Raw genomic sequence first — 26,121 nt, forward strand, 5'->3', positions numbered from 1 at the left:
CTCTCGTAGCGGGAGGCGAATCATACAGCGTTTAGAAGCGCTGTCAACCACCATTTTAACCGCTATCGATCAGTCGACCGAAGCACCTCCAGTACTACCTGGATTAAGCAACTCGTTGAATTTCAAGGAGTTTCTCGTTCCGACTGCGCTGGAAGTGGGGCGCATTATAAGGGGATTCGAACGCCCGTCAAGATTTAATTTCAATAAACCTTGATATTGCCTAAGACAAAGCGGGGAGGCCTGCCGGCCTCCCCGCTTCGCTTCTCATACCTTACAGGCTAGGGAAGGCAAATTGCGACGCCTCATGGCTCGCACGCTGCGGCCAACGCTGGGTAATCGCCTTGCGACGGGTATAGAACCGTACCCCATCCGGGCCATAAGCATGCAGGTCGCCAAACAGCGAGCGCTTCCAGCCACCAAAGCTGTGGTACGCCACCGGCACCGGTAGCGGCACGTTCACGCCAACCATGCCCACTTCGATCTCGTCACAGAACAGGCGTGCCGCTTCACCATCACGAGTAAAGATACAGGTCCCGTTGCCATACTCATGATCGTTGATCAGTTGCATGGCCTGCTCCAGGCTGTTCACCCGCACCACGCACAACACTGGACCAAAGATTTCTTCTTTATAGATGCGCATCTCTGGCGTCACCTTGTCGAACAGGGTGCCACCCACGAAGTAGCCATCTTCATTACCCGCCACACGGAAGCCACGGCCATCCACCACCAGCTTGGCACCAGCAGCAACACCGTCATCGATGTAGCCCACTACCTTGTCACGGGCAGCAGCCGTCACCAGCGGTCCCATGTCCAGGCCGCACGAGGTGCCGGCACCGATCTTCAGCGCCTTGATCTGCGGCTCCAGCTTGGCAATCAGCGCATCGGCAACCTGGTCGCCCACACACACCGCCACCGAAATAGCCATGCAACGCTCGCCGCACGAACCGTAGGCAGCGCCCATCAGTGCGCTGACCGCGTTGTCCAGGTCGGCATCGGGCATCAGCACTGCATGGTTCTTGGCTCCGCCCAGTGCCTGGACACGTTTGCCGCGCTTGGTACCTTCGGCATAAATGTACTCGGCGATCGGGGTCGAGCCCACAAAGCTCAGCGCTTTTACTTCCGGCGCCTCGATCAGCGCGTCCACAGCTTCCTTGTCACCGTGCACCACGTTGAGGATGCCCTTGGGCAGGCCGGCCTCCAGAAGCAACTGGGCAATGTACAAGGTCGAGCTCGGGTCACGCTCGGACGGCTTGAGGATAAAGGCGTTACCGCAAGCGATGGCCAACGGGTACATCCACAAGGGGACCATGGCAGGGAAGTTGAACGGCGTAATACCGGCGACCACACCCAGCGGCTGGAAGTCGGACCAGGCGTCGATGTTCGGGCCGACGTTACGGCTGTATTCACCCTTGAGCACCTCAGGCGCCGCACAGGCGAACTCGACGTTCTCGATACCGCGCTTCAGTTCGCCGGCCGCGTCCTCCAGTGTCTTGCCATGCTCTTCGCTGATCATCTGCGAGATGCGTGCCTCGTTCTGCTCCAGCAGCTGCTTGAAACGGAACATCACCTGGGCACGCTTGGCCGGCGGGGTGTTGCGCCAGGCAGGGAAAGCTGCTTTGGCAGAGTCGATCGCTTCCTGCACGGTCGCGCGGCTAGCCAGCTCGACCTTGCGCACGGCCTGGCCAGTGGACGGGTTGAAGACATCGGCGGTGCGCTCACCCTTGGAAACCAGCTCGCCGTGGATCAGGTGCTGAACAATGCTCATTCAAAACTCCAGGTAAAGAAGGTAGAGACAGGCGCGCGATACGTGCACGCGCCTGGCGTCACAATCGGAAAGATCAGTCGATCAGGTTCAGGTTTTCGCCGACGGCGTCGAACAGGCGATCCAGTTGCTGCGGCGTTGTGTTGAACGTTGGGCCGAACTGCAGGGTGTCGCCACCAAAGCGTACATAGAAGCCTGCCTTCCACAACTTCATCGCCACTTCGTAAGGGCGGACGATGGCATCACCGTCACGGGCGGCGATCTGGATGGCGCCGGCCAGGCCGTAGTTACGGATATCGACGACGTTCTTGGTGCCCTTCACGCCGTGCAACAGCTTCTCGAAGTGCGGTGCCAGCTCGGCCGCCGACTGCACCAGATTTTCCCTTTGCAGCAAGTCGAGCGCAGCTATACCTGCGGCGCAGGCAACAGGGTGAGCCGAGTAGGTATAGCCGTGCGGGAATTCCACAGCATATTCCGGGGTCGGCTGGTTCATGAAGGTCTGGTAGATCTCGCTGCTGGCGATTACCGCGCCCATCGGAATGGCGCCGTTGGTGACCTGCTTGGCGATGCACATAAGGTCAGGGGTCACGCCAAAGGCCTCGGCCCCCGTCATCGCACCCATGCGGCCGAAGCCGGTGATCACTTCGTCGAAGATCAGCAGAATATTGTGCTGGGTGCAGATTTCACGCAGGCGCTTCAGATAGCCCTTCGGCGGCGGCAGTACACCAGCCGAACCCGCAAGCGGCTCGACAATAACAGCAGCGATGTTCGAAGCATCGTGCAGTTCGATCAGCTTGAGCATTTCATCAGCCAGGGCGATGCCGCCCTCTTCCGGCAGGCCTTTGGAGAAGGCATTGACCGGCAGCACAGTGTGCGGCAAATGGTCGACGTCCAGCAGCTGGCCAAACATCTTACGGTTGCCGTTTACGCCACCCAGGCTGGTACCAGCGATGTTCACACCGTGGTAACCACGGGCACGGCCAATGATTTTGGTCTTGGTGGCCTGGCCTTTCAGGCGCCAGTAGGCGCGGACCATCTTCAGCGCGGTATCGGCGCACTCGGAACCGGAGTTGGTATAGAAGACGTGATTCAGGTCGCCGGGGGTCAGCGCGGTGATCTTCTCGGCCAGCTGGAACGAAAGCGGGTGACCGAACTGGAAGGCAGGGGAGTAATCCAGGGTGCCGAGCTGACGTGCAACCGCCTCGGTGATTTCCTTGCGGGTATGCCCGGCACCGCACGTCCACAGGCCCGACAAGGCATCGAAGATCCTGCGCCCTTTGTCATCGACCAGGTAATTGCCTTCGGCCGCCACGATCAGCCGTGGGTCGCGATGGAAATTGCGGTTGGCGGTGTAAGGCATCCAGTGCGCATCCAGCTTGAGCTGGCTTGCGATACCGGCAGGAGCGGTTTCGGGCATGTTCATCGGCGGTTCCTCGAAAAACGAATAGGCAACGATGGATGTTGTTGCAGCTAAATTCGCACGTGGATAAAGTCTGAAAAAGACTACATTTCTAATCTTCAGGTAGCGCAAGACTAAACTTATGAGCCGACGCCCCGACCCCCTCGCCCAAGTCAGCGATTTCGACATCCGCCTGCTGAAGATCTACCGCAGCGTGGTCGAGTGCGGCGGCTTCTCGGCTGCCGAAAACGTGCTGGGCATTGGCCGCTCGGCCATCAGCCAGCAGATGAATGACCTGGAGCAACGCCTGGGCCTGCGCCTGTGCCAGCGTGGCCGCGCCGGTTTTTCGCTGACCGAGGAGGGCCGCGAGGTTTACCACTCGGCCCTGCAACTGCTCAGTGCGCTGGAAACCTTCCGTACCGAAGTCAACGGCCTGCACCAGCATCTGCGCGGAGAACTGAACATCGGTTTGACCGACAACCTGGTGACCCTGCCGCACATGCGCATCACTCATGCATTGGCCGAACTCAAGGATCGCGGCCCCGAGGTGCGCATCCAGATCCGCATGATCGCCCCAAGCCAGGTCGAGCAGGGTGTGCTCGATGGCAGCCTGCATGTCGGCGTGGTCCCGCAGACCAGCCCGCTATCCGGCCTCGAGTACCAACCGCTGTACAGCGAACGCTCGCTGCTCTACTGCGCGGTCGGCCACCCATTGTTCTATGCCGATGACCAGCAGATCGACGAAGCCCGACTCAACAGCCAGGAGGCAATCGCTCCGACCTTCCGCCTGCCCGCCGAAATCCAGGCCCATTATCAGGCACTGAACTGCACCGCCAGCGCCTCGGACCGTGAGGGCATGGCATTTCTGATCCTTACCGGCCGCTACATCGGCTACCTACCCGACCACTACGCCACGTTTTGGGTCCAGCAAGGTCGCCTGCGCGCTCTCAAGCCCTCGCAGCGCTTCTATGACCTGAGCCTGAGTTGGGTAACGCGCAAGGGTCGGCGGCCAAACCTGGTACTGGAAAGCTTCCTTGAAAGCCTGGCTGCGACACGCTGATGCCTGCTTGTGACGCTAATGCTTGTTACTTGAGCGCAGGAAGGTAATCTTGTCCGACATCCGTTGCCACAGACCTGTACGGAATCGTCCATGACCCTAGAAGTCCCTGCGCATCGCCTATCCGCCTCGGGCAAGCCCGCTGGCCGCATCCGCCAGAAGAACGAACAGGCCATCATCCAGGCCGCCGAAGACGAGTTCGCCCGCCATGGCTTCAAGGGCACCAGCATGAATACCATTGCGCTGAAGGCCGGCTTGCCCAAGGCAAACCTGCATTACTACTTCACCAACAAGCTCGGCCTGTACATTGCCGTGTTGAGCAACATCATCGAGCTCTGGGACAGCACCTTCAACGCCTTGAGCGTCGATGACGATCCCGGTACTGCGTTGAGCCATTACATCCGCACCAAGATGGAGTTCTCCCGGCGCAATCCGCAAGCCTCCCGGATCTTCGCCATGGAGGTGATCAGCGGCGGCACTTGTCTGACCGAGTACTTCAGCGCCGACTACCGCGAGTGGTTCCGTGGCCGGGCGGCGGTATTCGAGGCCTGGATCGCAGCAGGCAAGATGGACCCGGTAGACCCGGTTCACCTGATATTCCTGCTCTGGGGCAGCACCCAGCATTATGCCGACTTCGCCACCCAGATCTGCCAGGTTACCGGCCGCAGCCGCCTGACCAAGCAAGACATGGAAGATGCGAGCAATAACCTTATCCACATCATCCTCAAGGGGTGCGGCATCACGCCGAGTGCCTGACATCGACTTATGCCTTCTACCCTGCTCGACCTCTGCGAGTTTCGCGAGGAAATCCGCAAAAGCCGCTTCATTACCCTCGCCGGCCCGATATCCAGCGCCGCCGAGGCGATGAGTTTCATCGAACGCCATAGCGACTTGGCTGCCACGCACAATTGCTGGGCCTGGAAGCTGGGCGGGCAATACCGCAGCAGCGATGATGGCGAACCTGGCGGCACGGCCGGGAGGCCAATCCTGGCTGCCATAGAAGCCCAGGATTGTGACCAGGTCGTGGTGTTGGTGATCCGCTGGTACGGGGGCATCCAGCTAGGCAAGGGCGGCCTGGCCCGGGCTTATGGTGGCGGTGCCAACAAGTGCCTGCAGCAGGCGCCGAAAAGGCTGCTGGTGCAACGCAGCGAGTACAGCTGCAGCTGCAGCTTCAGCGAACTGGCCCTGGTCAAACTGCGCCTGGCCGAAGTCGACGCTTTGGTGCTGGAAGAACGGTTCACCGCCAACGGGGTGGATCTGCACATTGCGGTAGGTGAAGAACACATCGGCGCGCTGCAACAGCAACTGGCCGACCTCAGCCGCGGGCGCATCCTCTTGGAAGCCCACTGACCTTTGCCCACAACAACTGTGGGCCTGCCTGTGGATAAGCTTGGGGCATTCTGATGCAGGCCACGCCCTTCAAGGCCTGCAGAGCATTGAGCATTTTTTGATCACAATATGATGGAAGGCTCAACCCGCTGAGCTGTGGGGAGTTTTCCCCAGTCGTCAAGCGTACATCACTCAGGCCGCCTGGCAGCTTGCGCACATTAACTGTGGAACAGCCTGTGGATAACCCGTTAGCCAACAAGCGAAGCGCCCGGGTACACACGGCCAAACGCCATTGATCATTTCTTGACCACTTGTGATGCGGCGCATGACGTCAGTCTGCAGTATGCTCAAATCCTTTTCTTCTACCGCGACAGGAATGTTCCTATGACGACTCCACGAACTGCCCTCATCATCGGCGCCTCCCGCGGGCTTGGCCTTGGCCTGGTGCAGCGCCTTCACGACGATGGCTGGAAAATTACGGCCACGGTGCGTGACCCGCAAAAACCCGGCGCTCTCGGCGAAGTGCCAGGGGTACGCGTCGAGCAGTTGGAAATGAACGACACCGCACAGCTCGATGGCCTGAAGCAGCGCCTGCAAGGCGAAGTGTTCGACTTGGTGTTCGTCAATGCCGGCGTCATGGGGCCGCTGCCGCAGGACCTGGAAACCGTACAGCGCAATGAAATCGGCGACCTGTTCATGACCAACGCCGTGGCGCCGATCCGCGTCGCCCGCCGCCTGGCCGGCCAAGTGCGTGAAGGCTCGGGCGTGTTGGCGTTCATGAGCTCGATCCTGGGTAGCGTGACCATACCCGACGGTGGAGAGGTCTGCCTGTACAAGGCGAGCAAGGCCGCCCTGAACTCGATGATCAACAGCTTCGTGGTCGACCTGCAGCGACCAGACCTTTGCGTATTGGCCATGCACCCGGGTTGGGTAAAGACCGACATGGGCGGCGAGAACGCCGAAATCGACGTACTCACCAGTACCCAGGGCATGCTCGAACAGATCAAAGCGCAAAGCGGCAACGGCGGGCTGCGCTTCATCAACTACAAGGGCGAATCGCTGGTCTGGTGAGTTGAACCTGATCAGTGGTTGAAACAATGCAGGGCCAGGCCGGGCGCAATGCCCGGCCTGGCCCTGTAGAATGGCGGCAACCGTACCTGATTTGAGAACACCCGCTATGTATGAATGGTTGAACGCCCTGCCCAAGGCTGAACTGCACCTGCACCTGGAAGGCTCACTCGAACCCGAGCTGCTGTTTGCCCTGGCCGAGCGCAACAAGATCGCCCTGCCCTGGAACGACGTGGAAGCCCTGCGTAGCGCTTACGCTTTCAACAATCTCCAGGAATTCCTCGACCTTTATTACCAAGGTGCGGACGTGCTGCGCAGCGAGCAGGACTTCTATGACCTGACTTGGGCCTACCTGCAGCGCTGCAAGTCACAGAATGTCATCCACACCGAACCGTTCTTCGACCCGCAGACCCACACCGACCGCGGCATCCCTTTCGAAGTAGTGCTCAACGGTATCAACCAGGCACTCAAGGATGGTCGCGAACAATTGGGCATCAGCAGCGGCCTTATCCTGAGCTTCCTGCGCCACCTGAGCGAAGAAGAAGCACAGAAAACCTTGGACCAGGCCCTGCCCTTCCGCGACGCGTTCATCGCGGTAGGCCTGGACAGCTCCGAGAAAGGCCACCCGCCGAGCAAGTTCCAGCGCGTCTTCGACCGCGCCCGCAGCGAAGGCTTCGAGGCCGTGGCCCACGCTGGCGAGGAAGGCCCACCCGAATACATCTGGGAAGCCCTCGACCTGCTCAAGATCAAGCGCATCGACCATGGCGTGCGCGCCATAGAAGACGAACGCCTGATGCAACGCATCATCGACGAGCAAATCCCACTCACCGTGTGCCCCCTGTCCAATACCAAGCTCTGTGTGTTCGATCACATGAGCCAGCACAACATCCTCGACATGCTTGAGCGCGGCGTGAAGGTGACCGTGAACTCGGATGACCCCGCCTACTTCGGCGGATACGTCACCGAAAACTTCCATGCCTTGCACACTCACTTGGGCATGACCGAAGACCAGGCTCGCCGCCTCGCGCAGAACAGCCTGGACGCACGGTTGGTCTGAGCAGCCACGGCGTTGCAGTTACCCCACCTGCAACGTCGGAACGCGGGCAATGCGATTGATCTGCTGAATCCCCAGGGCCGAGATCTGCAATGCCCGCGAATTCTCCGCCTCACGTATCCATCCTGATTGCAGGAACAACGTGAGCAAGGCCTGCCCCAGGCTGCCGCCAAGATGAGGCCCCTGGTCGCTCCACTCATTACAGTGGCAGATCACGCAACCGCGCTGCTGCTGAGGCGCCAGTGCATCGATATAGACGCCAATGCCTGCCAACTGCGCCCGGCCCTCCTCACTGACCATCATCTGGTGCACGCTGCCCTCCAGCCAGCCTGCTACCACCAACCGGTGATAGAGCTCACCGGCCAATTCGCCGCCCAGGTGATCACCGCAACGACGCGCCCGGCGCATCGACATTGGCATCGGCAGCGGCTTGGCCTGCGCGCCTCTGTCATTACCCAGTTGCACGCTGGCCAAGGCTTCTACGGCCGCACCCACCTGCGGCGTCGCCAGCCGGAAGTAACGCTTGCGACCGCGCGCCTCAAGCCTGAGCAGGCCTGCCGAAGACAGCAATGACAAATGGGCACAGGCCGAGGAGGAGGTCAACCCAGCCATCATCGCCAGCTCATCGGTCGGTCGCGGCGTGCCATCAATCAGCGCCCACAACATAGCGCTCCGCTTAGGGTCGGCCATCAGGCCGGCAATCTGACTGATACTGCTGACTGTATTCATGTCCCTTTAACTCCCTGCAAGATCACATCTGAATTCCAATGGCCAACATTGGCAACGCCGATTGCGCCCCCCTAGCGGCTACCGGCCTGGCACCGGGGTCAGTATAAGCTGCATGAACGGCTCCTCCGGCAGCCGTGCAGACAGACCTGGGGGGGCAAAGGGGGGTGGGTAGGGCAACCCTTGATCGATTGACATAGGCGAACGGTCCCCGCCTCAGTTTTAGGCGATAGGCATCAGACCGCGAAATGGAAGGGAAGAAACAACGCACGAGGAAGAACGGCCCCGTGCGGGCAGAGACTCTGCCGACAGCGCCGTTCCATAAATAGCGCAAATAAAAGCGAAGGTTCTACACCCTCCAGAAATTGCATCTGGAAGCGTCTGACGCCCCTGCCGGAAAATGCCCTGACCGCCAGTCAGGACACCCATTAATGCCCTGGCACCACGTAACTGCAGCGCTACACTTGAGCCGCTCTTCCACCATTCGGAGGTATGCCGCGATGGAGATTGTAGTCAGTGCGTCAAACCGTAACCCCAACTGCCCCTGGGAGGTCAGGCTCGACCAGCATGTGGTGAGCTTCCGCAGCGAAGCAGAAGCACGTGCCTTCGTCGTCACGCTGGAAGCCCGTCTGCGCGCACCTCACCCGCTCAAGCCGGGCGCGTGGCCTGCAAGCGCCGGGTCAATAGCGCAACACTGACCACCAGTGCTCCGCACAGGCTGATTACCAACGCCATGGGCACTGCACTGCCGTCGTGCAGCAGGCTGACCAACGCTGCCGCGCCTGCGGCGACGCTGAATTGCAGGCAGCCCATCAAGGCCGAGGCGCTGCCGGCGCGTGCGCCCTGGCCGCTCATGGCGCACGCCGAAGCATTGGGGATGATGCAGCCCAGGCTGGCGATGCAGATGAACAGTGGCACCAGCAATGGCCATAGTTCAGCTGGGCGCAGCGCTGCCACACCGAGCAACGCCAGCCCCGCGGCCAGATAAAGCCAGACTGCACGCACCAGCAGGAAGGCCGGGCCACGCTTTGCCAGCAGGCGCGCGTTGATCTGCGCCACCAGGATGAAACCTGCCGCATTGGTACCGAACAACCAGCCATAGTGTTCGGCCGGCACACCGTAGAGCTTGATGAACACGAAAGGTGAACCTGCGATGTAGGCAAACATACCCGCGATGGCAATCCCCCCTGTCAGGGCATGGCCAAAGAACGTGCGGTCAGCCAACAACCGAAGGTATTGACGCAAAGCGCCCGATAACGGCTGGCGCGGCATGTGCGCGGGTAAGCTCTCTGGCAACCCCAGGCCGACCGCCACCAGGCAAGCAGCACTGAACAGGCTCAATGTCAGGAAAATCGACTGCCAGCCAGCCAGATTAACCAATACGCCGCCGAGCATCGGCGCAAGAATTGGCGCCAACCCCATCACCAGCATCAGTTGCGAGAACACTTTGGCAGAGGCCACCGGGTCGCACTTGTCGCTGACGATGGCCCGTGATAGCACCATGCCGGCGCAGCCGCCCAGTGCCTGGACGAAGCGAGCCAGGATCAGCGTGTCGAGATTGGGCGCATAGGCACAGGCCAGGGACGCCAGGGTAAAAAGCGCTACGCCAAACAGCAGCGGCTTGCGCCGGCCAAAGCGGTCGGCCACCGGCCCGTACGCCAGTTGCCCGAGCGACAAGCCGAGGAAGTAGGCGGCCAGAGTGGTCTGGACGTGTTTTTCGTCGGTGGCGAACGCCTGCGCCATGGCCGGGAAGGCGGGCAGGTAAAAGTCGATCGCCAGCGGCCCAAACGCACTGAGTGCACCCAGGATAAGCACCATTCGCAGGTTCATGAGGAATCCATAGCAGGCTAAGCAAGTGCGTAAGTCTACCTGCAGTGGACACCATCAGCATGAAAACATTTGCAACAAAACAGGGCCGCCCAAGCGGCCCGTTCGACCTTAGGCCACGTCAGCCTGGTAGCCCTCTTCACGAATCGCAGCCAGCAACTGCTCAGCAGCCAGAGCACTCTGCACACGCACCTGCTTGCCGGCCAAGTCGACCTCGACCTTAGCATTTGCATCCTGATCCTGCACCGCGCGGGTCACCGCCTTAACGCAATGGCCACAGGTCATGCCTTGTACGTTGAACACTTGCATGGGTGTTGCCTCCTTCAGGGTTTTGCGCAGTTTCAAGCTTGCCATCGGGGCAAGGTCAAGTTCTGCATCCAACGGCCGGGCTGGAAATCCGCACGAACCTCGGCCAAGCTGCGCCTTTGACGATTCGGCAAGCAGGAGATTCTTCATGTTCAGGACAGCAGTGGGCGTTGTCGGGCTATTGGGCACGCTGGCCGCGGTGCCACCGGCAAGCGCCGAAGGCAACTCGGACTACAGCGTGCTGATCATTTCACGCGAACGCCTGGAAGTGGCCACCAGCTGCGAAATCGGTGTCTACCTCAACGACCAGCTTTCCGGGCGCGTGTTCCAGGAACAGTCGACCTCCTTCAACCTGCCGCCCGGCCCTGTTGACGTACGCTTGCGCCTGCTGCCGGGGCAGATGCCCGGCTGCGCGCCCGGCCTGGAAGACCAGCGCAGCACTCGACTGACCCTGCAAGCGGGTCAGATCAACAAGTACCGCATTGCCATGGGCCACAATGGGCTGGTATTGAGGCGAGCCAACCTGGACTATTGACCTTCCCCACATGGCAAGGTTGATGCTGGTGGCCTGTCCAAGGAGGAGTGCCATGCCCGCATCCACTTTATTTGACCTGCCGATCTCCGGCATGACCTGCGCCAGCTGTGCTGGCCGTGTCGAGCGCGCTTTGCGCAAGGTGAGCGGCGCTGAACAGGTCAGCGTCAACCTCGCCAACGAACAGGCCAGGGTCCAGGCCCCGGCCGGCAGCCTGCCCGCCCTGGTCGAGGCTGTGCGCGGCGCCGGATACGAGGTACCGACCCGCACCGTAGAGCTACAGATCGATGGCATGACCTGCGCCAGTTGCGTCGGCCGTGTCGAGCGCGCGCTCGGTAAACTACCGGGCGTTGAGCAGGTCAGTGTCAACCTTGCCAACGAACGTGCCCACCTTCAGGTGCTGCAAGGCCTTGATAACAACCTGCTGCTCGGCGCGGTCGAAAAGGCCGGCTACAGTGCCAGCCTGCCGCTGTCGGTCAACAATGACCAAGAAGGCGTCCAGCGCCGCCTGCGCAACGAACGTCTGGCCGTCGGCGCCGCCCTTTTGCTGGCCCTGCCCCTGGTGTTGCCGATGCTGCTTCAACCGTTTGGTGTGCACTGGATGTTGCCGGCTTGGGCCCAGTTCGCTCTGGCCACCCCCGTGCAGTTCATCCTTGGCGCGCGATTTTATGTGGCGGCCTACAAGGCTGTGCGCGCCGGCGCCGGCAACATGGACCTGCTGGTCGCGCTGGGCACCAGTGCCGGTTATGGTCTTAGCCTGTACCAATGGGCCAAGGCATCTGCCGGGATGACCCCGCACCTGTACTTCGAGGCGTCGGCGGTGGTGATCGCCCTGGTGTTGCTGGGCAAGTACCTGGAGAGCCGGGCCAAACGCCAGACCGCCAGCGCCATACGTGCCCTCGAAGCACTGCGCCCCGAGCGCGCAGTAAGGGTGGTCGATGGCCATGAAGAAGACGTTGCAATTGCCCAATTACGGCTCGGTGACCTGGTGCTGGTCAAGCCAGGGGAGCGCTTCCCGGTCGATGGTGAAGTGGAAGAAGGCAGCAGCCACGCCGACGAAGCCCTGATCAGCGGCGAAAGCCTGCCAGTGCCCAAGCAACCCGGCGATAGGGTTACAGGCGGCGCGATCAACGGCGAGGGCCGGCTGCTGGTGCGCACCAAGGCATTGGGTACAGAAACCGTGCTGGCCCGCATCATCCGCTTGGTCGAAGACGCCCAGGCAGCCAAGGCGCCCATCCAGAAACTGGTGGACCGGGTCAGCCAGATTTTCGTCCCGGCCGTGCTGGTAATCGCACTGCTAACCCTGATCGGTTGGTCGCTGGCCGGCGCCCCGCTGGAGACCGCGCTGATCAATGCCGTTGCCGTGCTGGTGATTGCCTGCCCTTGCGCCCTTGGCCTGGCCACACCTGCAGCAATCATGGCGGGTACAGGCGTTGCCGCGCGCCACGGCATCCTGATCAAGGACGCAGAGGCGCTGGAGCGCGCCCATGCGGTGAACCGCGTGGTGTTCGACAAAACCGGAACGCTCACCTCCGGCAGCCCGCGCGTTGTCCACAGCCAGGCACTGGTCGGTGATAGTGCCGAGTTGCACCGCCTGGCGGGGGCCCTGCAACGTGGCAGCGAACACCCCTTGGCCAAGGCGGTACTCGACGCCTGCACCGAGCAAGGCCTAGAGGTTTCCACGGTAGCCGACAGCCAGTCCCTTACCGGCCGTGGCATCGCTGGCCGGGTGGAAGGCCGCGAACTGGCGCTGGGCAACCGGCGCCTGCTCGACGAGTGCAACCTGCAACCCGGCGCCCTCGCCACAGAAGCACAGGCCTGGGAAGCCGAAGGCCGTACCCTGTCCTGGCTGATTGAACGAGGCGCACAGCCTCGCGTGCTGGGGCTGTTCGCCTTCGGCGACAGCATCAAGCCCGGTGCCGAACAGGCCATCGCAGCCCTGCGCAAGCGCCATATCAGCAGCCACCTGCTGACCGGCGACAATCGTGGCAGCGCCAAGGTGGTAGCCGATACTCTCGGCATCGATGACGTGTACGCCGAAGTGCTACCAGCCGACAAGGCCGCCACGGTAGCCGAACTGAAAAAGCACGGTGTGGTGGCGATGGTCGGTGACGGTATCAACGATGCCCCGGCCCTGGCCGCTGCCGATATCGGCATCGCCATGGGCGGGGGCACCGACGTGGCCATGCAGGCAGCAGGCATCACACTGATGCGTGGCGACCCACGCCTGGTGCCTGCCGCCCTGGAAATCAGCCGCAAGACCTATGCGAAAATTCGCCAGAACCTGTTCTGGGCATTCATCTACAACCTCATCGGCATCCCACTGGCCGCGCTGGGTTACCTGAACCCGGTACTGGCCGGCGCCGCCATGGCGTTGTCCAGCGTCAGCGTGGTGAGCAATGCCTTGTGGCTCAAGACCTGGAAACCCACCAGCACCTCGCAGGAGGCCCCATGAATATAGGCCAGGCCGCCCGCCGCAGCGGGCTCAGCACCAAGATGATCCGCTACTACGAAGCCATCGGCCTGCTCAAGCCGGCCACCCGCAGCGACAGCGGATACCGCCTGTACCAGCCAGAGGACCTGCACAGTCTGGCCTTCATCAAGCGCTCACGCGACCTAGGGTTTTCCCTGGAAGAGGTGGGCAAGCTGCTGACCTTGTGGCAGGACCGGCAGCGCGCCAGCGCCGACGTGAAGGCTCTGGCGCTGCAACACATCAATGAGCTGAACCGGCGCATTGAGGAACTGGCCAGCCTGCGCGACACCTTGAGCGAACTGGTAGCCCACTGCAAAGGTAATGACCGCCCTGACTGCCCGATACTCAAAGATCTCGCAAAAGGGGGCGAGTGCTGCCACTGACGCATTTGGCCACCACGCCCACGCACTTGGTATGCCATATTAGCCTGAAGCCGACCGAATAGTCGCCAAATGCGCCTAGGCCCAATAAATACGGGCATTTTCATTCAAAAAACCCCGGACGCCGCCGATACAGTTTCTACCTGCCTCGCGTGTCGAAAAAAATAAATTCCGGGAGCGTCGATGAACATCAAACAGAAACTGACCTGGGCATTCGCGGTCATCGCCGCACTGCCCATCGTCCTCGTAGCCACCTTGGTGGTCATCAACCTGCGCGGCGAAGCCCGCGAGGATTTTCTTGACGGCAGCAGCCGGGAAATCCGCCAGGTCAGTAACGCGATGAACCTGTTTTTCCAGGGCATCACCCAGAACGTCGACTACCTGGCCAGCCTCCCGCAGGTCACCGGTAGCAGCGACAACGTCAAGAAACACATCAGCGCCGACGCTGCGCAAATCACCCCGAGCGAACAGGACAAGACACTGTTCGAGCTGTTCACGCGTCTGGCCAAAAGCCATCCGGACTACGCCTACGTGTCCTATGGCCTGCAAGACGGCGGCTACGCCTTCTGGCCAGGCGACCCGAACATGAGCAACTACGACCCGCGCACCCGCCCTTGGTACCAAGCGGCCATGGCCAACCCTGGCAAGACCCTGCGCACCGCCCCTTACTACTGGGCCGGCGACGATGCCGTATTGGTCAGCACCGTGCGTACCGTTGCCAACCAGCTGGGCAGCCCCGGTGGCGTGGTCAACATCGACGTATCGCTCAAGGGCCTGACCGAGATCGTCCAGCAGATCAAGCTGGGCGAAAGCGGCTACCTGATCCTCATGGAAAACAACGGTAACGTGATGGTCGACCCGCGCGATGCCAGTCACAACTTCAAACAGCTGGCCAGCTTCGGCGACGGCTATGCCGAGCTGGCCAAGGCCGGCAAGGGCTTGGCTGAAGTCGACATCGGCGGCGTACGCTACATGGCCAACGTCTACCCCGACGAAAAACTCGGTTGGACTTTCATAGGCCTGATCCAACAAAGCGAAGTGATGCAAACCACCACCCGCCTCACCTGGCTCATCGGCGGCGTCGCGCTGGTGCTGGCCGCGCTGTTCGCCGTAGTCGGTGCCACATTCGCCAAACTCATCGTGCGCCCCATCAACAGTGTTTCCAGTGGCCTGGAAGACATCGCCCAGGGCGAAGGCGACCTGACCCGCAACCTGGAAGTCCGCGGGCGTGATGAAACCGCGCAACTGGCCGGTTGGTTCAACCAATTCCTCGGTGCCATCCGCAGCCTGATCCAGCACATCGGCGCGGCGGCGAGCAAGATCCTCAGCACGTCCACCAGCTCCACTCAGGTCTCCAGCGACATGGCCGAGGCCGCCGGGCGCCAGCGCGAAGCGGTGGACATGGTGTCCACCGCATTCCACGAAATGGTCGCCACCGCCAACGAGGTTGCCCGCTCCTGCAGCCAGGCCGCGCAATCGGCCGACAGCGGCCAGCAACAGGCCCGCGAAGGCCAGCAGCAGATCGATGCGGCCGTCAGCAGTGTCGACCGGCTGAGCCAGGAGATCGAGCAGTCGGCGCAGTCGATTCAGCAGCTGGAGCGCGACAGCAATGCCATTCAGTCGATCCTCGGTACCATTCGCTCGATTGCCGAACAGACCAACCTGCTGGCGCTCAATGCCGCGATCGAAGCCGCCCGCGCCGGCGAACAGGGCCGTGGGTTTGCGGTAGTTGCCGACGAGGTCCGGGCGCTGGCCAAGCGCACCGCCGATTCGACCGCTGAAATCGACGGGCTGCTTGGCAACCTGGCCAGCCGTACCGCCGAAGTGGCCGAGCAGATGCATGCCAGCCTGGAAGTGTCGCAACAGTCGGTCAGCCGCATTGGCCTGGCCCGCGACAGCTTTGGCCAGATACGCGAGTCGGTGGACATCATCCGCGACATGAACACGCAGATCGCCACCGCGGCGGAAGAACAGCACCAGGTTGCCGAAGACATCAACCGCCATATCAGCCAGATTCACGGTGATGCGCAGCTGGTGGCCGACCTGGCTCAGGCGGCGCGGCAGGACTCGGAAAGCCTGGCCGGGTTGTCCAATGAGCTGGATTCGCTGGTACGACGCTTCCGTACCTGACCGGTCGTCTATAGCGGCTTCTTCGCGATAAACCCTCGAAGAGGCCGTTACAGCCCCTACTACAACTTCAGCTCGCCTGGCGTTGAGCCAAACAATTGCTTGAAAGCTGCGATATAGGCCGAAGTCGAATCATAACCACACCCCAGAGCCGCTTCGGTCACACTCTCTCCCGCCTCCAGCAACGCCAGCGACGACAATAGCCGCATACGCTGGCGCCAATTGCGGAAACTCAAGCCCGTCTCGCGCTGGAACAGGCGCATCAGAGTCTTCTCCGAGCACTGCAATTGGCGGGCCCACTGCTGCAGGGTCTGCACCTGATCCGGTGTGGCAATCAGGCTATTGCACAGCGCCAGCAAGCCTGCATGCCGTGGCAGTGGCAGGGAAAAACCCACTTCAGGCAAGGTACGAAGCTGGTCAAGGAGCACCGCAACCAAGCGCCCTTCAACGCTATCGCCTTCGGGATAGTGCGGCGGGAACACGCAGAACTGCTTTATCAACTCACGCGCCAGCGGGGTCACTTCCAGTACTCGGCACTGCGCAGAAGCCCACGGGCAAGCGTCGCGGCGAATGTACAGACTGCGCATTTCCGCCCGCCCGGACGTCACCACTTCATGTTCGGCGTCGGCAGGGATCCACACGCCCCACTGCGGCGGCGCGAAATAGCTGCCATCACGCGTGTAGACACCCAGCACGCCGCTGATCGCATAGGAAAACTGCACCCAGTCGTGGCTGTGGCGGGTGGTCCAGGAGCCGGCCCCCAGGCTTTCAGCACGGGCATAGAGCGGCCTGGGCAAATGGACCAGGGCAGGGATGGCGCGGGGGTGTCCGATAATCGGCATGGTGAATTCTTGTAGTTCTGACCAGACAAGCCTAACACCCGCCAGAGCGCCCCTACAGCCCTTCAGGCAGTTACCGCTCGACGATCACTGTCACCCCTTGCCCGCCCGCCGCGCAGATCGAAATCAAGCCTCTCCCCTTCCCAGCCGTCGCCAGCAGTTTGGCGAGGTTGGCCAGGATCCGCCCCCCGGTCGCCGCAAACGGGTGCCCTGCCGCCAATGAGCTGCCTTTGACGTTGAGCTTGCTTCGATCGATCGCACCCAGGGGGGCATCCAGCCCCAGCCGCTCGCGGCAGAACTCGGCACTTTCCCAGGCCTTGAGCGTGCACAGCACCTGCGCAGCAAATGCCTCGTGGATCTCGTAGTAATCGAAGTCCTGCAGGGTAAGGCCATTGCGCGCCAGAAGCCGCGGCACCGCATAGGCCGGCGCCATCAGCAGCCCTTCCCGCCCCTTGACGAAGTCCACGGCAGCAGTCTCGCCATCGACCAGATAGGCCAGCACCGGCAGGCCCTGTGCCTGCGCCCACTCCTCTGTGCCCAGCAGCACCAGCGACGCACCATCGGTCAGCGGTGTGGAATTGCCTGCTGTGAGTGTGCCCAAACCACTGCGGTCGAACGCGGGCTTGAGCTTGCTCAACTGCTCAAGAGTCAGGTCCGACCGCAGGTTGTTGTCGCGCGCAAGGCCCAGAAACGGTGTCAGCAGGTCATCCTGCCAACCCTCGGCATAGGCCGCTGCCAGATGCTGATGGCTCAGCAGAGCCAGCTCGTCCTGCTCGGCGCGGCCGATCTGCCAGGCCAGGGCCATGCGCTCGCAATGCTCGCCCATCGACAACCCGGTACGCGGCTCGCCATTGCGCGGCAGCTCGGGTTTCAGATGCCCCGGACGCAACTGCAGGAAGGGCTTCAACCGCTCACCCAGAGTCCTGCCGCGGTTGGCCTGCAGCAAGATGCTCCGCAGCCCCTCATTGACCCCGATCGGGGCATCGGACGTGGTGTCGACGCCACCGGCAATACCGCTGTCGATCTGCCCGAGGGCGATCTTGTTGGCCACCAGCAGGGCAGCCTCCAGCCCGGTGCCGCAAGCCTGCTGAATGTCGTAGGCCGGTGTCTGCGGCGACAGCCGCGAACCGAGCACGCATTCACGGGTCAGGCTCATGTCGCGAGAATGCTTGAGCACCGCACCGGCCACTACTTCGCCCAGACGCAATCCGTGCAGGCGGTAGCGTTCTATCAGGCCCTCCAGCGTGACCGTGAGCATCGCCTGGTTGCTGGCAGTGGCGTAGGCGCCGTTGGAGCGGGCGAAAGGGATTCGGTTGCCGCCCAGAATCGCGACCCGGCGAAGTGCACGCATGTGTAGGTTCCTCCTGAAACAAATCGATCCGAACAGCCTAGGTGTTTTTGCCGCATTCGAACGACCTCCCGACAAAGTTGGTCCACACTTCAATGCTTGCCTCAAGGGAGACCCGCACATGAGCGATCGCTATCTCGGCTTTGCCAACTCCAACCTCGGCGGCCGTCTCGTCGATGCCCTCGGCCTGCCGCGTCCTGCACCGCTGGAGCGCTGGCAGCTCGGCCGCCTGCGCCCGGTGGAAGGTGCGCTGGTCATCGGCGGAGGGCCTCTGGCAAATCAGGTCGAAGCCATCGCTCCACGCCTGACTGACGAATGCTACAGCTTCAATGGCGTAAGCCTGCAGGCCCCCGCCTGGGTGGCTGGCCTGGGGCCCAAGCTCAAGGCCGTGGTCTTCGATGCCAGTCATCTGTCGGACAGCGATGAGCTAAAGCAGTTGCGCGAATTCTTCCAGCCGTTGCTGCGCAGCCTGGCACCCTGCGCCCATGTGGTCATACTCGGGCGCGCACCGGAAGACATCGACAACCCGCTGGCCAGCGTCGCCCAGCGTGCCCTGGAGGGTTTCAGCCGCTCGCTGGCCAAGGAATTGCGCAACGGTGCGACGGCGCAGCTGTTGTACGTGGATGAAGGTGCCGATGACCAGCTCGAAGGCGCCTTGCGCTTCTTTCTGTCACCCAAGAGTGCATTCATTTCAGGTCAAGTGCTGCGCTTGCAGGCCTGTGCCAGCCAGGTCGAGGACTGGACGCGGCCGCTCGCCGGGCGCCGGGCACTGATCACTGGTGCCGCACGAGGGATCGGCGCCGCCATTGCCGAAACCTTGGCGCGTGATGGTGCCGAGGTGATGCTGCTGGACGTGCCACAGGCCCAGCAAGACCTCGATGCCCTCGCCGCCCGCCTGGGCGGCAAGGCGCTGGGGCTGGACATCTGCGCCAGCGACGCCGCCGCGCAGCTGCTCCAGGCCTTGCCCGGCGGCATCGATATTGTCGTGCATAACGCAGGCATCACCCGAGACAAGACCCTCGCCAACATGACCCCTGATTACTGGGACGCCGTCATGGCGGTCAACCTCAAAGCACCACAGGTACTGACCCAGGCGCTGTACGAAGGCGGCGCACTGGGCGCAGACGCACGCATCACCCTGCTGGCCTCGGTCAGCGGCATCGCCGGCAACCGCGGCCAGGCCAACTATGCCGCAAGCAAGGCCGGGCTGATCGGCTTTGCCCAAGCTTGGGCGCCGAAGCTCGGCGCTCAAGGTGGCAGCATCAATGCCGTGGCCCCCGGTTTTATCGAGACGCACATGACCGCCGCCATGCCCATGGGCCTGCGTGAAGCCGGGCGGCGCCTGAGCTCGCTGGGCCAGGGCGGGCGCCCGCAGGATGTTGCCGAGGCCATCGCCTGGCTCAGCCAGCCCGGCTCCGGCGCGGTCAATGGCCAAGTGCTGCGGGTTTGTGGCCAGGCATTGATGGGAGCTTGAGCATGAACAGGCACTGGCATGACCTGAACAGCCCCGACTCACGGGCAAGCCTCTATCTGCGCGCCGCCAGCAAACGCAAGATCACCGGCGACACACTTCCAGCCGATGGCCTGCGCTGCTTCATCCGCGTTCATCCCGGCAATCTCACGGCATACCGCCATCTTTGCCACTTCACCGATGACGCCCGCTTGCCGGGCACCTACCCCCATATCATGGCGTTTACCCTGCAGATGCAATTGCTGACCGCCCAAGGCTTCCCTTTCCCGCTGCTGGGCCTGGTACACCTTTACAACCGCATCGAGGTACTGCGCCCCTTGGGTGGCATCGACGGGCTGCACTTTGCAGTGTATGCCGACAACCTGCAGCCACATGCCAAAGGTGGCACGTTCGACCTGATCACCGAAGCCGAAGATGGCCTTGGCCTTTTGTGGCGCGAAACCAGCCGCATGCTGGTGCGCGGCTTGAAACTTGAAGGGCAGCCCGAAGAGCGCGAGGAAAGCGAACCGCAGCCGTTGCCTGAAACGACCCGCTGGTACGCCGACAGCGATATTGGGCGGCGCTACGCCAAAGTCTGTGGCGACTACAACCCGATTCATCTGAGCGCCACAAGTGCCAGGTTGTTCGGCTTCCCCAAGGCAATCGCCCATGGCATGTGGAGCAAGGCCATGGCGCTGGCAGCGCTGCGTGGGCACCTACCAGGCAGCGGGTATGCCTTTGAAGTGGATTTCCGCAAGCCAGTGCGGTTGCCCTCGGAGGTGGTGTTGAGTGCCAGCGCCGCCGGCCCTGCCGGTGAGCTGCGCCTGGATGGGCATGGTGAACTGCTGCACATGGTCGGTCGCTGGGGTTCGCTCTGAAGGCCGCAGGCACCTTTGGCCCCTGAATCCTCTTGCTTTGCATTGGGGCTGCAAGGAAGCTATGCGGCACTAGGAGACCCGCAATGAACCTGCAAGAACTCACTCAACGCCTGCACCAGATCCGCGACAACAACGACTGGCGCGGCTTCCACAGCCCGAAGAACCTGGCCATGGCCGCCAGCGTGGAAATGGCCGAGCTGGTGGAAATTTTCCAATGGCTCAGCGAGGACGAATCGCGCCAACTGCCTGCGGACAAACTCGCCCACGCCGGCCAAGAGGTAGGTGACGTCATCCTCTACCTGCTGCTGCTGTGCAGCGAACTGGGCCTGGACATGGAGCAGGTGGTACGGGCCAAGCTGGCCGACACCGAAAGGCGCTTCGCCCGATGAACGACCGTCACTTCGATGAGCTGGCCACTCGCTTCGCCGAGAAGATCTATGGCGGCGCCAAAGGCGCGATCCGCCTGGCCGTACTGCAGGCCGACCTGGCCGACGCCCTCCCCGACCGCCCACTGCGGGTACTCGACATCGGAGCCGGGCTCGGCCACATGGCTTTATGGCTGGCCGAGCGCGGTCACCAACTGACCCTGGCCGAACCGGCCGCACCCATGCTCGAAGGTGCCCGCACGCGCTTTGCCGATGCCGGCCAGACCGCCACGTTCATCCAGGCGCCATGGCAGGACCTGCTAGGTCAGCTCACCGAGCCCTACGATTTGGTGCTGTGCCACGCCGTGCTCGAATGGCTGGCCGAGCCAGAGAGCATCCTGCCGGTGCTGCACCAACTGACCGCACCTGGCGGGTGGTTGTCCCTGGCCTTCTACAACCGGGATGCGCTGGTTTATCGCAACCTGCTCAAGGGCCATTTCCGCAAGTTGCGCAGCAACCGCCTGGAAGGTGAAAAACAGAGCCTCACCCCGCAGAAACCGCTTGATCCGCGTGAGCTCAAGGTGCAACTTGATCCTCTGTGGCAGGTCGAAACCGAGAGTGGCGTGCGAGTTTTCCACGACTACATGCCCAGGGAATTCCAGGCCAAGGCCGAGATGCTCGACCTGCTGGAAATGGAACTGGCCCACCGCCGCCACCCGAGCTTTGCCGGGCTTGGCCGCTACCTGCACTGGATGTGCCGCCCTCGCTGACCCACCCTCCGGGAGGATTTCATGCCGTACCGCCTGCTGTGCCTGGCCTTGCTCCCGCTTGCCCTCAGCGCCTGTCAGGGCAGCAACCCGTACGTTGCCAGCAGCCGCCCCTTGCCTCCGGCCCCCGCGCAGGCGGCCAGCACCTTCGACGCCAGTGCCTACCCGGCCCCACCGCGTGACTATGGCCGTTACCGCAGCTGGAGCTGGCGCGACGGCCAGTTACCAAGCGGCACTGCCGACGCCGACCCGGGGCAACTGGCCGATGCCGTCAGTGGCGCCCTCGACCAGCATGGACTGCGCCCGGCCAGGGGCGCGACCGGCGACTTGCTGGTCAGTGCCGACATGCGCCTGGAGCGGCGTTTGCGCCAGGTACGCGACTATGACTACTACGACCCCTACTACGGCCCCGCCCCCTACGGCGGTGTCGGTTTCGGCGGTTACCGCAACGGTTACGGCGCCTATGGCAGCGTGCCGATCGTACGCACTTACGAAGTTGAAGTGATGGTGGTGCGCATCGACCTGTTCGACGCCCGCAACGGTCAGCCGGTGTGGAGCGCGAGTGCTGAAAGCGGCAGTGACAAAAGCTCGCCGCGAGACCGCGAAAGCGCATTGCGCGAATCGGTACACAAGGCGCTCAGCGGCTATCCTCCCAGTTAGTGCCTAACGGAGAACCATCATGTTGCGTCGCTTCGTTCTACTGTCATTCGTGCTGTTGCTTGCCGCCTGCTCCAGCAACAACGTCCAGCAGGATTTCGACGCCAGCCGAGACTTTGCCGCATACCGCAGCTGGGCCTGGCAAGAGCCGGCCCTGCACTACCGCCCGGATGACCCGCGTATCAAAAGCGACCTCACCGAACAGCGGATCCGCCAGGCCGTCGCCGACCAGCTCGACCAGCGCGGCCTGCGCCCGGCCCAAGGCGATGTACAACCTGACATCAGAGTGCGTGCTTACCTGATCGTCGAACAACGCCAGCAGCAGATCACCACCAACTACGGCGGTGGCTGGGGGGGCTATTGGGGTGGCTATTGGGGCGGGCCCATGTACAACGAAACCCGTAGCATCGATTACAAGGTGGCGACCATCCAGGTCGACATGTTCGATGGCCGCGACGGCAAACTGGTCTGGCGCGGCAGTGCAGAGCAGATCATGAACAACTACCCGCCCAGCCCTGAGGAACGCAACAGCGCCATCCAGAAGACCGTTGGCCAGGTACTGGGCAATTACCCGCCAGGCAGGGCCAAATGAGCATGGCATAGCCCGTTCGTCAGATCGCGTCTACCCTGTTGATAAACCTGACTTGACGGGTAGACGTGTTCAACGAATAAGGATCGACCTGCCAATGCAAAGCATTGTTCTGCTGATGTGGCTTGCCTTGTGCACTGAACAGGATATTCGCGAACGCCAGATCGCCGACGTCCTGACCTTGGGCGTGGCAGCGGGTGCACTGATCTGGCTGTTCTTCACCGGCCACACCTGGATTGGCGCCGACGCCAGCGATGCCGGCTGGGCATTGGCCATCGTCATGTTATTGACCTTGCCCGGCTACATGCTCGGCCACTTCGGCGCTGACGACGTCAAGTTGATGGGCGCTCTGGCGTTGGCGACCAGTCATCAGTATGTGCTCGGGACCTTTATCGGTGCTGGCGTAAGCGTGTTGTTGTGGCTGCTGACTCGCCGCCGACTGTGGACCCTGTTCAACCCCAAGGTAAAGAAGCGGCTGCAGGCGCTCACCGAACAAATGGGCGACAAACAAGCCTTTGTGCCTTATGTGCTGGCCGGCTTTCTGCTCACAGCGGTATGGATCCAATAATCAGTCCCGTTGTCCGATAACTTGTACATGCGTTGTACAGGTTCGCAAGCAGCGTCTATGGTTAAGCTGCCAGAGCGTCTGGCCCGGGAGCAGGGCCGCTTAGGAACAGGGAGTTGATCGTGAACAAGTCATTCAGTGAGGTGAAGGTTCTGGTGGTTGATGACCAGCCCCTGATCGTCGAACAGTTGTGTGAGTATCTCGAGAATCAGGGCCACCATTGCGTGGCCGCGCATTCAACAGACGAAGCCATCGAGCGCTATGTGGCAGATGAATCCATTGGCCTGGTGCTGTGCGACCTGCACATGCCCGAGCGCGATGGCATTGAACTGGTGAGGGCGCTAAAAGAAATTGCCGGGCGCCAGCGCATGTTCGAAGCGATCATGCTCACTGGCCGGGCCGACAAGCAGGACGTGATTCGTGCGCTGCGCGAAGGCTTTGCTGATTACTACCAAAAACCCGTCGACCTCGACGAACTGCTCGAAGGCGTGCGTCGCCTGGAGCAAGTTTTGCTGGAACGCAAATCCAACTTCCAGAACCTGGGCAATCTAAACAAACGGTTACAAGACCTGGCGGGCTGCATCGATGAGCTTTACCAGGACCTGGAGAAAGCTCGGGGCCAGGGAGTCCACCGCCGCGCCAGCGATGTCGAAGAGGGTGAGAGCGACTTGCCTGCCGCGTTCGAGAAGCTCTCACCACGCCAGCTGGAAGTGGCCCGGCTGGTGAGCAAAGGCAAGACCAACTACCAGATTGCCTGCGAGCTCGGGATCACCGAAAACACCGTGAAACTGTATGTTTCGCAGGTGTTGCGGCTGACCCATATGCACAACCGCACGCAACTGGCGCTGGCGTTGACACCCAGTTCGTCGCCGGTGCACCAGCGGTTCACCACCCATTGAGTGAAACTGCCTTCACAGGCCCTGTCATCGGCAGCCACCGATAGGGCCTGAAGACCGGACGCTCAATCCAGCTGATAGCTGATACTCAGCATCAGCCGAGGCCCACGGCTCAGGCTGTCCAGTGCCACATCCGCCAACGGCTTGGCTACCTCCAGCGCGACATTGCCATATCGCCCGCCTGCCAGGCGCACGCCCAACGCTACCGAACTGAGATGCGCATCCTCGAAAGGCCCGCCGTTGTACCAGGCGTGCGCCGCATCGAGCACCGCATAGGGCTGCACCCGTTGCAACCAGGCACGGCCAGGCATAATGCTGTAGCTGAGCTCGTAAGCCACACCCCAGCCCTTGTCACCCGCGGCCTGGTCGCTCGGGTAGCCGCGGCCGAAAAGCTGCCCGCCAAACACCGCTCGCTCACTGTCGGGCAGCCTGTCGTCACTCCAGTACGCTGCCGCCGACACGACGCCCTGCCAGTTTTCAGACAGTTGGTCGCTCTGTAATCCAGCGATCCGGAAGCGCAAAAAGTCCATGTCGTAGTTTGCATCGCTACGCGCCCCCAGATAGTCCATACCCTGATAGACCCCGGCACTGGCGATGCGCAGGCGAGCGGGATCTGCCTTTCGCCAGTCGCCTTCGAATGACAGCGCGCGAACATAGGTGTCGTACTCGGGTAAGCCGCCCGCCCGATACTCAATGTGCTCGCCGACTGAATAAAAACGCCCGGCCACGTTCACCCATTCGTTCGGTGCAATCATCAGCGGCTGGCCCAGACCGACCGAATAGCGCTCGCTCTCAAGGCGCTGATTGATGTGCTCACCGCCATCCAGCCGGACACGAGTACGCGGCTCACTGCGGTACCGTGCAGCGCCTAGCAGCAATTGGTTGCCGTGAGCGCCCAGAGGCTGGCGGTAATCCAGGCGCTGGTAATCAACATGTTCGTCACCGGCTGGCAGCAGAAAGCTCGCAGTCAGTTGCTCGGCAAAGCGTGTCTGGCCATTGCTGGAGATTTTGAACAGCGCCTGCAGGTCCCCGCGACTGCCATCATTCAGAGTCACGCCAGCATCAACTGGTCTGCGCCACGCACGTATTTCCAGACGGCTCGCGTCTTCAGGGGCGGGCCCCATCGCCACTTCAGCCTGCACATTGATACCCGGTAGCCGCTGCACCGCGCCGACATAGCGCTCGAGAGTTTCCTGGGTAAGTGGCCGCTCGGCCAGCAGGCGTCCTGTCATCTGCTTGAGGTAGAGCGCGGGCGGTCCGATATCACCGAGCAGTTCATAGTCTTGGATGTACCCTTCCACCAGCACCACATGCACACGGCCATCGGCAAAGTCCTGGGGTGGCAGGTAGGCATACGACAAGGGGTAGCCATCATGCTGGTAACGCTGGGTCAGCCGCTCAGTGAATTGCTGCAGATCACCCAAAGATATCTGGTGCCCAATCAATGCTTGATAGTGCTCACGTAATTCACTCAGCGGGTAAACCGTACCGCCCTCGAAGCGCACCTTGTGCAGCACGAATCGGGCATCTGACGGCAAGCTAGCGGGTGCCACGGGTAACACGACATGCAGCGCCGGGGTAACGGGGCGATAGGTATCTACCGGCAGGTTGGCGGTGGGCAGGCGGCGCTCGTATTCATGGGTATCGAGAAAAGCCGGCAACGGCTCGGCAAGGGCCAGGCTGGCCCAGGTCAGCAGTAACAGGGGCACGACCGCAAGACGCATAGG

The 26,121-nt window shown here is 62.0% G+C and carries 26 protein-coding genes; 18 read left to right on the plus strand and 8 right to left on the minus strand.

Annotated features, from left to right (window positions below; translation table 11 throughout):
- A partial coding sequence (locus ACW4TB_RS26765; RefSeq protein ID WP_455828700.1) for a hypothetical protein occupies positions 1-214 on the plus strand: 214 nt, incomplete at its 5' end.
- A 57-nt stretch (positions 215-271) separates the two neighbouring features.
- On the opposite strand, the gene ACW4TB_RS26770 is transcribed toward ACW4TB_RS26765, so the two are convergent.
- Positions 272-1,765 (minus strand): CoA-acylating methylmalonate-semialdehyde dehydrogenase, encoded by a 1,494-nt coding sequence (locus tag ACW4TB_RS26770; protein WP_012316366.1) that lies wholly within the window; start codon positions 1,763-1,765, stop codon positions 272-274.
- Positions 1,766-1,838: 73 nt separating this feature from the next.
- Positions 1,839-3,179 (minus strand): aminotransferase class III-fold pyridoxal phosphate-dependent enzyme, encoded by a 1,341-nt coding sequence (locus tag ACW4TB_RS26775; RefSeq protein WP_455843120.1) that lies wholly within the window; start codon positions 3,177-3,179, stop codon positions 1,839-1,841.
- Between the two features lie 124 nt (positions 3,180-3,303).
- Between ACW4TB_RS26775 and ACW4TB_RS26780 the strand changes: the two genes are divergently transcribed.
- The 5 genes from ACW4TB_RS26780 (at position 3,304) to ACW4TB_RS26800 (ending at position 7,672) form a co-directional block, all read left to right on the plus strand.
- Positions 3,304-4,221, plus strand: coding sequence for a LysR family transcriptional regulator (locus ACW4TB_RS26780; RefSeq protein ID WP_012316368.1), 918 nt, complete (start codon positions 3,304-3,306; stop codon positions 4,219-4,221).
- Positions 4,222-4,311: 90 nt separating this feature from the next.
- Positions 4,312-4,974, plus strand: coding sequence for a TetR/AcrR family transcriptional regulator (locus tag ACW4TB_RS26785; protein WP_012316369.1), 663 nt, complete (start codon positions 4,312-4,314; stop codon positions 4,972-4,974).
- Between the two features lie 9 nt (positions 4,975-4,983).
- Positions 4,984-5,568: an IMPACT family protein gene (locus ACW4TB_RS26790; RefSeq protein WP_455828696.1), complete on the plus strand. Its 585-nt coding sequence runs from the start codon at positions 4,984-4,986 to the stop codon at positions 5,566-5,568.
- 363 nt (positions 5,569-5,931) lie between these two features.
- On the plus strand, positions 5,932-6,618 hold the full coding sequence (locus ACW4TB_RS26795; RefSeq protein ID WP_279933210.1) for an SDR family oxidoreductase: 687 nt from the start codon (positions 5,932-5,934) through the stop codon (positions 6,616-6,618).
- A gap of 106 nt (positions 6,619-6,724) precedes the next feature.
- Entirely contained in the window at positions 6,725-7,672 is a 948-nt protein-coding gene (locus tag ACW4TB_RS26800) for an adenosine deaminase (protein WP_012316372.1), read from the plus strand.
- Positions 7,673-7,690: 18 nt separating this feature from the next.
- On the opposite strand, the gene ACW4TB_RS26805 is transcribed toward ACW4TB_RS26800, so the two are convergent.
- From ACW4TB_RS26805 to ACW4TB_RS26815, 3 genes are all read right to left on the minus strand, one after another.
- Positions 7,691-8,398, minus strand: a complete 708-nt coding sequence (locus tag ACW4TB_RS26805) for an ArsR/SmtB family transcription factor (protein ID WP_012316373.1) — start codon at positions 8,396-8,398, stop codon at positions 7,691-7,693.
- Positions 8,399-9,043: 645 nt separating this feature from the next.
- The gene (locus ACW4TB_RS26810; RefSeq protein ID WP_012316375.1) at positions 9,044-10,225 is read right to left on the minus strand and encodes a multidrug effflux MFS transporter; all 1,182 of its coding nucleotides are present in this window, start codon (positions 10,223-10,225) and stop codon (positions 9,044-9,046) included.
- 108 nt (positions 10,226-10,333) lie between these two features.
- Positions 10,334-10,531 (minus strand): heavy-metal-associated domain-containing protein, encoded by a 198-nt coding sequence (locus ACW4TB_RS26815; protein ID WP_012316376.1) that lies wholly within the window; start codon positions 10,529-10,531, stop codon positions 10,334-10,336.
- A gap of 145 nt (positions 10,532-10,676) precedes the next feature.
- Here ACW4TB_RS26815 and ACW4TB_RS26820 point away from each other — a divergent pair, with 145 nt between their 5' ends.
- The 4 genes from ACW4TB_RS26820 (at position 10,677) to ACW4TB_RS26835 (ending at position 16,043) form a co-directional block, all read left to right on the plus strand.
- The gene (locus tag ACW4TB_RS26820; protein WP_012316377.1) at positions 10,677-11,063 is read left to right on the plus strand and encodes a hypothetical protein; all 387 of its coding nucleotides are present in this window, start codon (positions 10,677-10,679) and stop codon (positions 11,061-11,063) included.
- A 52-nt stretch (positions 11,064-11,115) separates the two neighbouring features.
- On the plus strand, positions 11,116-13,515 hold the full coding sequence (locus ACW4TB_RS26825; RefSeq protein WP_254466607.1) for a heavy metal translocating P-type ATPase: 2,400 nt from the start codon (positions 11,116-11,118) through the stop codon (positions 13,513-13,515).
- Positions 13,512-13,916: a Cu(I)-responsive transcriptional regulator gene (gene cueR / locus ACW4TB_RS26830; RefSeq protein ID WP_012316379.1), complete on the plus strand. Its 405-nt coding sequence runs from the start codon at positions 13,512-13,514 to the stop codon at positions 13,914-13,916. Before ACW4TB_RS26825 ends, cueR begins: the two co-directional genes overlap by 4 nt.
- Positions 13,917-14,096: 180 nt before the next feature.
- Positions 14,097-16,043, plus strand: coding sequence for a methyl-accepting chemotaxis protein (locus ACW4TB_RS26835; RefSeq protein ID WP_012316380.1), 1,947 nt, complete (start codon positions 14,097-14,099; stop codon positions 16,041-16,043).
- 59 nt (positions 16,044-16,102) lie between these two features.
- On the opposite strand, the gene ACW4TB_RS26840 is transcribed toward ACW4TB_RS26835, so the two are convergent.
- The gene (locus tag ACW4TB_RS26840) at positions 16,103-16,882 is read right to left on the minus strand and encodes an AraC family transcriptional regulator (RefSeq protein WP_254466609.1); all 780 of its coding nucleotides are present in this window, start codon (positions 16,880-16,882) and stop codon (positions 16,103-16,105) included.
- Between the two features lie 70 nt (positions 16,883-16,952).
- The gene (locus tag ACW4TB_RS26845; RefSeq protein ID WP_279933222.1) at positions 16,953-18,230 is read right to left on the minus strand and encodes an acetyl-CoA C-acetyltransferase; all 1,278 of its coding nucleotides are present in this window, start codon (positions 18,228-18,230) and stop codon (positions 16,953-16,955) included.
- Positions 18,231-18,348: 118 nt separating this feature from the next.
- Between ACW4TB_RS26845 and ACW4TB_RS26850 the strand changes: the two genes are divergently transcribed.
- From ACW4TB_RS26850 to ACW4TB_RS26885, 8 genes are all read left to right on the plus strand, one after another.
- The gene (locus ACW4TB_RS26850) at positions 18,349-19,701 is read left to right on the plus strand and encodes a 3-oxoacyl-ACP reductase (RefSeq protein ID WP_279933224.1); all 1,353 of its coding nucleotides are present in this window, start codon (positions 18,349-18,351) and stop codon (positions 19,699-19,701) included.
- Positions 19,702-19,703: 2 nt separating this feature from the next.
- Complete coding sequence (locus tag ACW4TB_RS26855) at positions 19,704-20,555, plus strand: MaoC family dehydratase (protein WP_012316384.1); 852 nt, start codon at positions 19,704-19,706, stop codon at positions 20,553-20,555.
- A gap of 83 nt (positions 20,556-20,638) precedes the next feature.
- A complete protein-coding gene (locus tag ACW4TB_RS26860) occupies positions 20,639-20,944 on the plus strand; it encodes a MazG-like family protein (protein WP_012316385.1) in 306 nt (101 codons plus the stop codon).
- On the plus strand, positions 20,941-21,690 hold the full coding sequence (locus tag ACW4TB_RS26865; RefSeq protein WP_012316386.1) for a methyltransferase domain-containing protein: 750 nt from the start codon (positions 20,941-20,943) through the stop codon (positions 21,688-21,690). Before ACW4TB_RS26860 ends, ACW4TB_RS26865 begins: the two co-directional genes overlap by 4 nt.
- A 21-nt stretch (positions 21,691-21,711) precedes the next feature.
- Entirely contained in the window at positions 21,712-22,347 is a 636-nt protein-coding gene (locus tag ACW4TB_RS26870; RefSeq protein ID WP_012316387.1) for a DUF4136 domain-containing protein, read from the plus strand.
- Positions 22,348-22,366: 19 nt separating this feature from the next.
- Entirely contained in the window at positions 22,367-22,936 is a 570-nt protein-coding gene (locus ACW4TB_RS26875; RefSeq protein ID WP_279933229.1) for a DUF4136 domain-containing protein, read from the plus strand.
- A gap of 94 nt (positions 22,937-23,030) precedes the next feature.
- A complete protein-coding gene (locus tag ACW4TB_RS26880) occupies positions 23,031-23,501 on the plus strand; it encodes an A24 family peptidase (protein WP_012316389.1) in 471 nt (156 codons plus the stop codon).
- Between the two features lie 119 nt (positions 23,502-23,620).
- Positions 23,621-24,397 carry a response regulator transcription factor gene (locus ACW4TB_RS26885; RefSeq protein ID WP_254466615.1) on the plus strand — a complete coding sequence of 259 codons (777 nt, stop codon included), beginning with the start codon at positions 23,621-23,623 and terminating at the stop codon, positions 24,395-24,397.
- Between the two features lie 62 nt (positions 24,398-24,459).
- Here the strand turns inward: ACW4TB_RS26885 and ACW4TB_RS26890 are convergent, their stop codons facing one another.
- Complete coding sequence (locus ACW4TB_RS26890; protein WP_279933232.1) at positions 24,460-26,118, minus strand: ShlB/FhaC/HecB family hemolysin secretion/activation protein; 1,659 nt, start codon at positions 26,116-26,118, stop codon at positions 24,460-24,462.
- Positions 26,119-26,121: the final 3 nt, after the last annotated feature.

This window comes from Lelliottia jeotgali (assembly GCF_977070485.1).

Bases quoted from the DNA above. Each gene is read 5' to 3' on its own strand.
- ACW4TB_RS26835 (WP_012316380.1), top strand. From the start codon at position 14,097: ATGAACATCAAACAGAAACTGACCTGGGCATTCGCGGTCATCGCCGCA.
- ACW4TB_RS26855 (WP_012316384.1), top strand. From the start codon at position 19,704: ATGAACAGGCACTGGCATGACCTGAACAGCCCCGACTCACGGGCAAGC.
- ACW4TB_RS26890 (WP_279933232.1), bottom strand. From the start codon at position 26,118: ATGCGTCTTGCGGTCGTGCCCCTGTTACTGCTGACCTGGGCCAGCCTG.
- ACW4TB_RS26870 (WP_012316387.1), top strand. From the start codon at position 21,712: ATGCCGTACCGCCTGCTGTGCCTGGCCTTGCTCCCGCTTGCCCTCAGC.
- cueR (WP_012316379.1), top strand. From the start codon at position 13,512: ATGAATATAGGCCAGGCCGCCCGCCGCAGCGGGCTCAGCACCAAGATG.
- ACW4TB_RS26815 (WP_012316376.1), bottom strand. From the start codon at position 10,531: ATGCAAGTGTTCAACGTACAAGGCATGACCTGTGGCCATTGCGTTAAG.
- ACW4TB_RS26810 (WP_012316375.1), bottom strand. From the start codon at position 10,225: ATGAACCTGCGAATGGTGCTTATCCTGGGTGCACTCAGTGCGTTTGGG.
- ACW4TB_RS26800 (WP_012316372.1), top strand. From the start codon at position 6,725: ATGTATGAATGGTTGAACGCCCTGCCCAAGGCTGAACTGCACCTGCAC.
- ACW4TB_RS26790 (WP_455828696.1), top strand. From the start codon at position 4,984: ATGCCTTCTACCCTGCTCGACCTCTGCGAGTTTCGCGAGGAAATCCGC.
- ACW4TB_RS26860 (WP_012316385.1), top strand. From the start codon at position 20,639: ATGAACCTGCAAGAACTCACTCAACGCCTGCACCAGATCCGCGACAAC.
- ACW4TB_RS26825 (WP_254466607.1), top strand. From the start codon at position 11,116: ATGCCCGCATCCACTTTATTTGACCTGCCGATCTCCGGCATGACCTGC.
- ACW4TB_RS26805 (WP_012316373.1), bottom strand. From the start codon at position 8,398: ATGAATACAGTCAGCAGTATCAGTCAGATTGCCGGCCTGATGGCCGAC.
- ACW4TB_RS26775 (WP_455843120.1), bottom strand. From the start codon at position 3,179: ATGCCCGAAACCGCTCCTGCCGGTATCGCAAGCCAGCTCAAGCTGGAT.
- ACW4TB_RS26795 (WP_279933210.1), top strand. From the start codon at position 5,932: ATGACGACTCCACGAACTGCCCTCATCATCGGCGCCTCCCGCGGGCTT.
- ACW4TB_RS26840 (WP_254466609.1), bottom strand. From the start codon at position 16,882: ATGCCGATTATCGGACACCCCCGCGCCATCCCTGCCCTGGTCCATTTG.
- ACW4TB_RS26850 (WP_279933224.1), top strand. From the start codon at position 18,349: ATGAGCGATCGCTATCTCGGCTTTGCCAACTCCAACCTCGGCGGCCGT.
- ACW4TB_RS26865 (WP_012316386.1), top strand. From the start codon at position 20,941: ATGAACGACCGTCACTTCGATGAGCTGGCCACTCGCTTCGCCGAGAAG.
- ACW4TB_RS26875 (WP_279933229.1), top strand. From the start codon at position 22,367: ATGTTGCGTCGCTTCGTTCTACTGTCATTCGTGCTGTTGCTTGCCGCC.
- ACW4TB_RS26780 (WP_012316368.1), top strand. From the start codon at position 3,304: ATGAGCCGACGCCCCGACCCCCTCGCCCAAGTCAGCGATTTCGACATC.
- ACW4TB_RS26770 (WP_012316366.1), bottom strand. From the start codon at position 1,765: ATGAGCATTGTTCAGCACCTGATCCACGGCGAGCTGGTTTCCAAGGGT.
- ACW4TB_RS26880 (WP_012316389.1), top strand. From the start codon at position 23,031: ATGCAAAGCATTGTTCTGCTGATGTGGCTTGCCTTGTGCACTGAACAG.
- ACW4TB_RS26785 (WP_012316369.1), top strand. From the start codon at position 4,312: ATGACCCTAGAAGTCCCTGCGCATCGCCTATCCGCCTCGGGCAAGCCC.
- ACW4TB_RS26845 (WP_279933222.1), bottom strand. From the start codon at position 18,230: ATGCGTGCACTTCGCCGGGTCGCGATTCTGGGCGGCAACCGAATCCCT.
- ACW4TB_RS26820 (WP_012316377.1), top strand. From the start codon at position 10,677: ATGTTCAGGACAGCAGTGGGCGTTGTCGGGCTATTGGGCACGCTGGCC.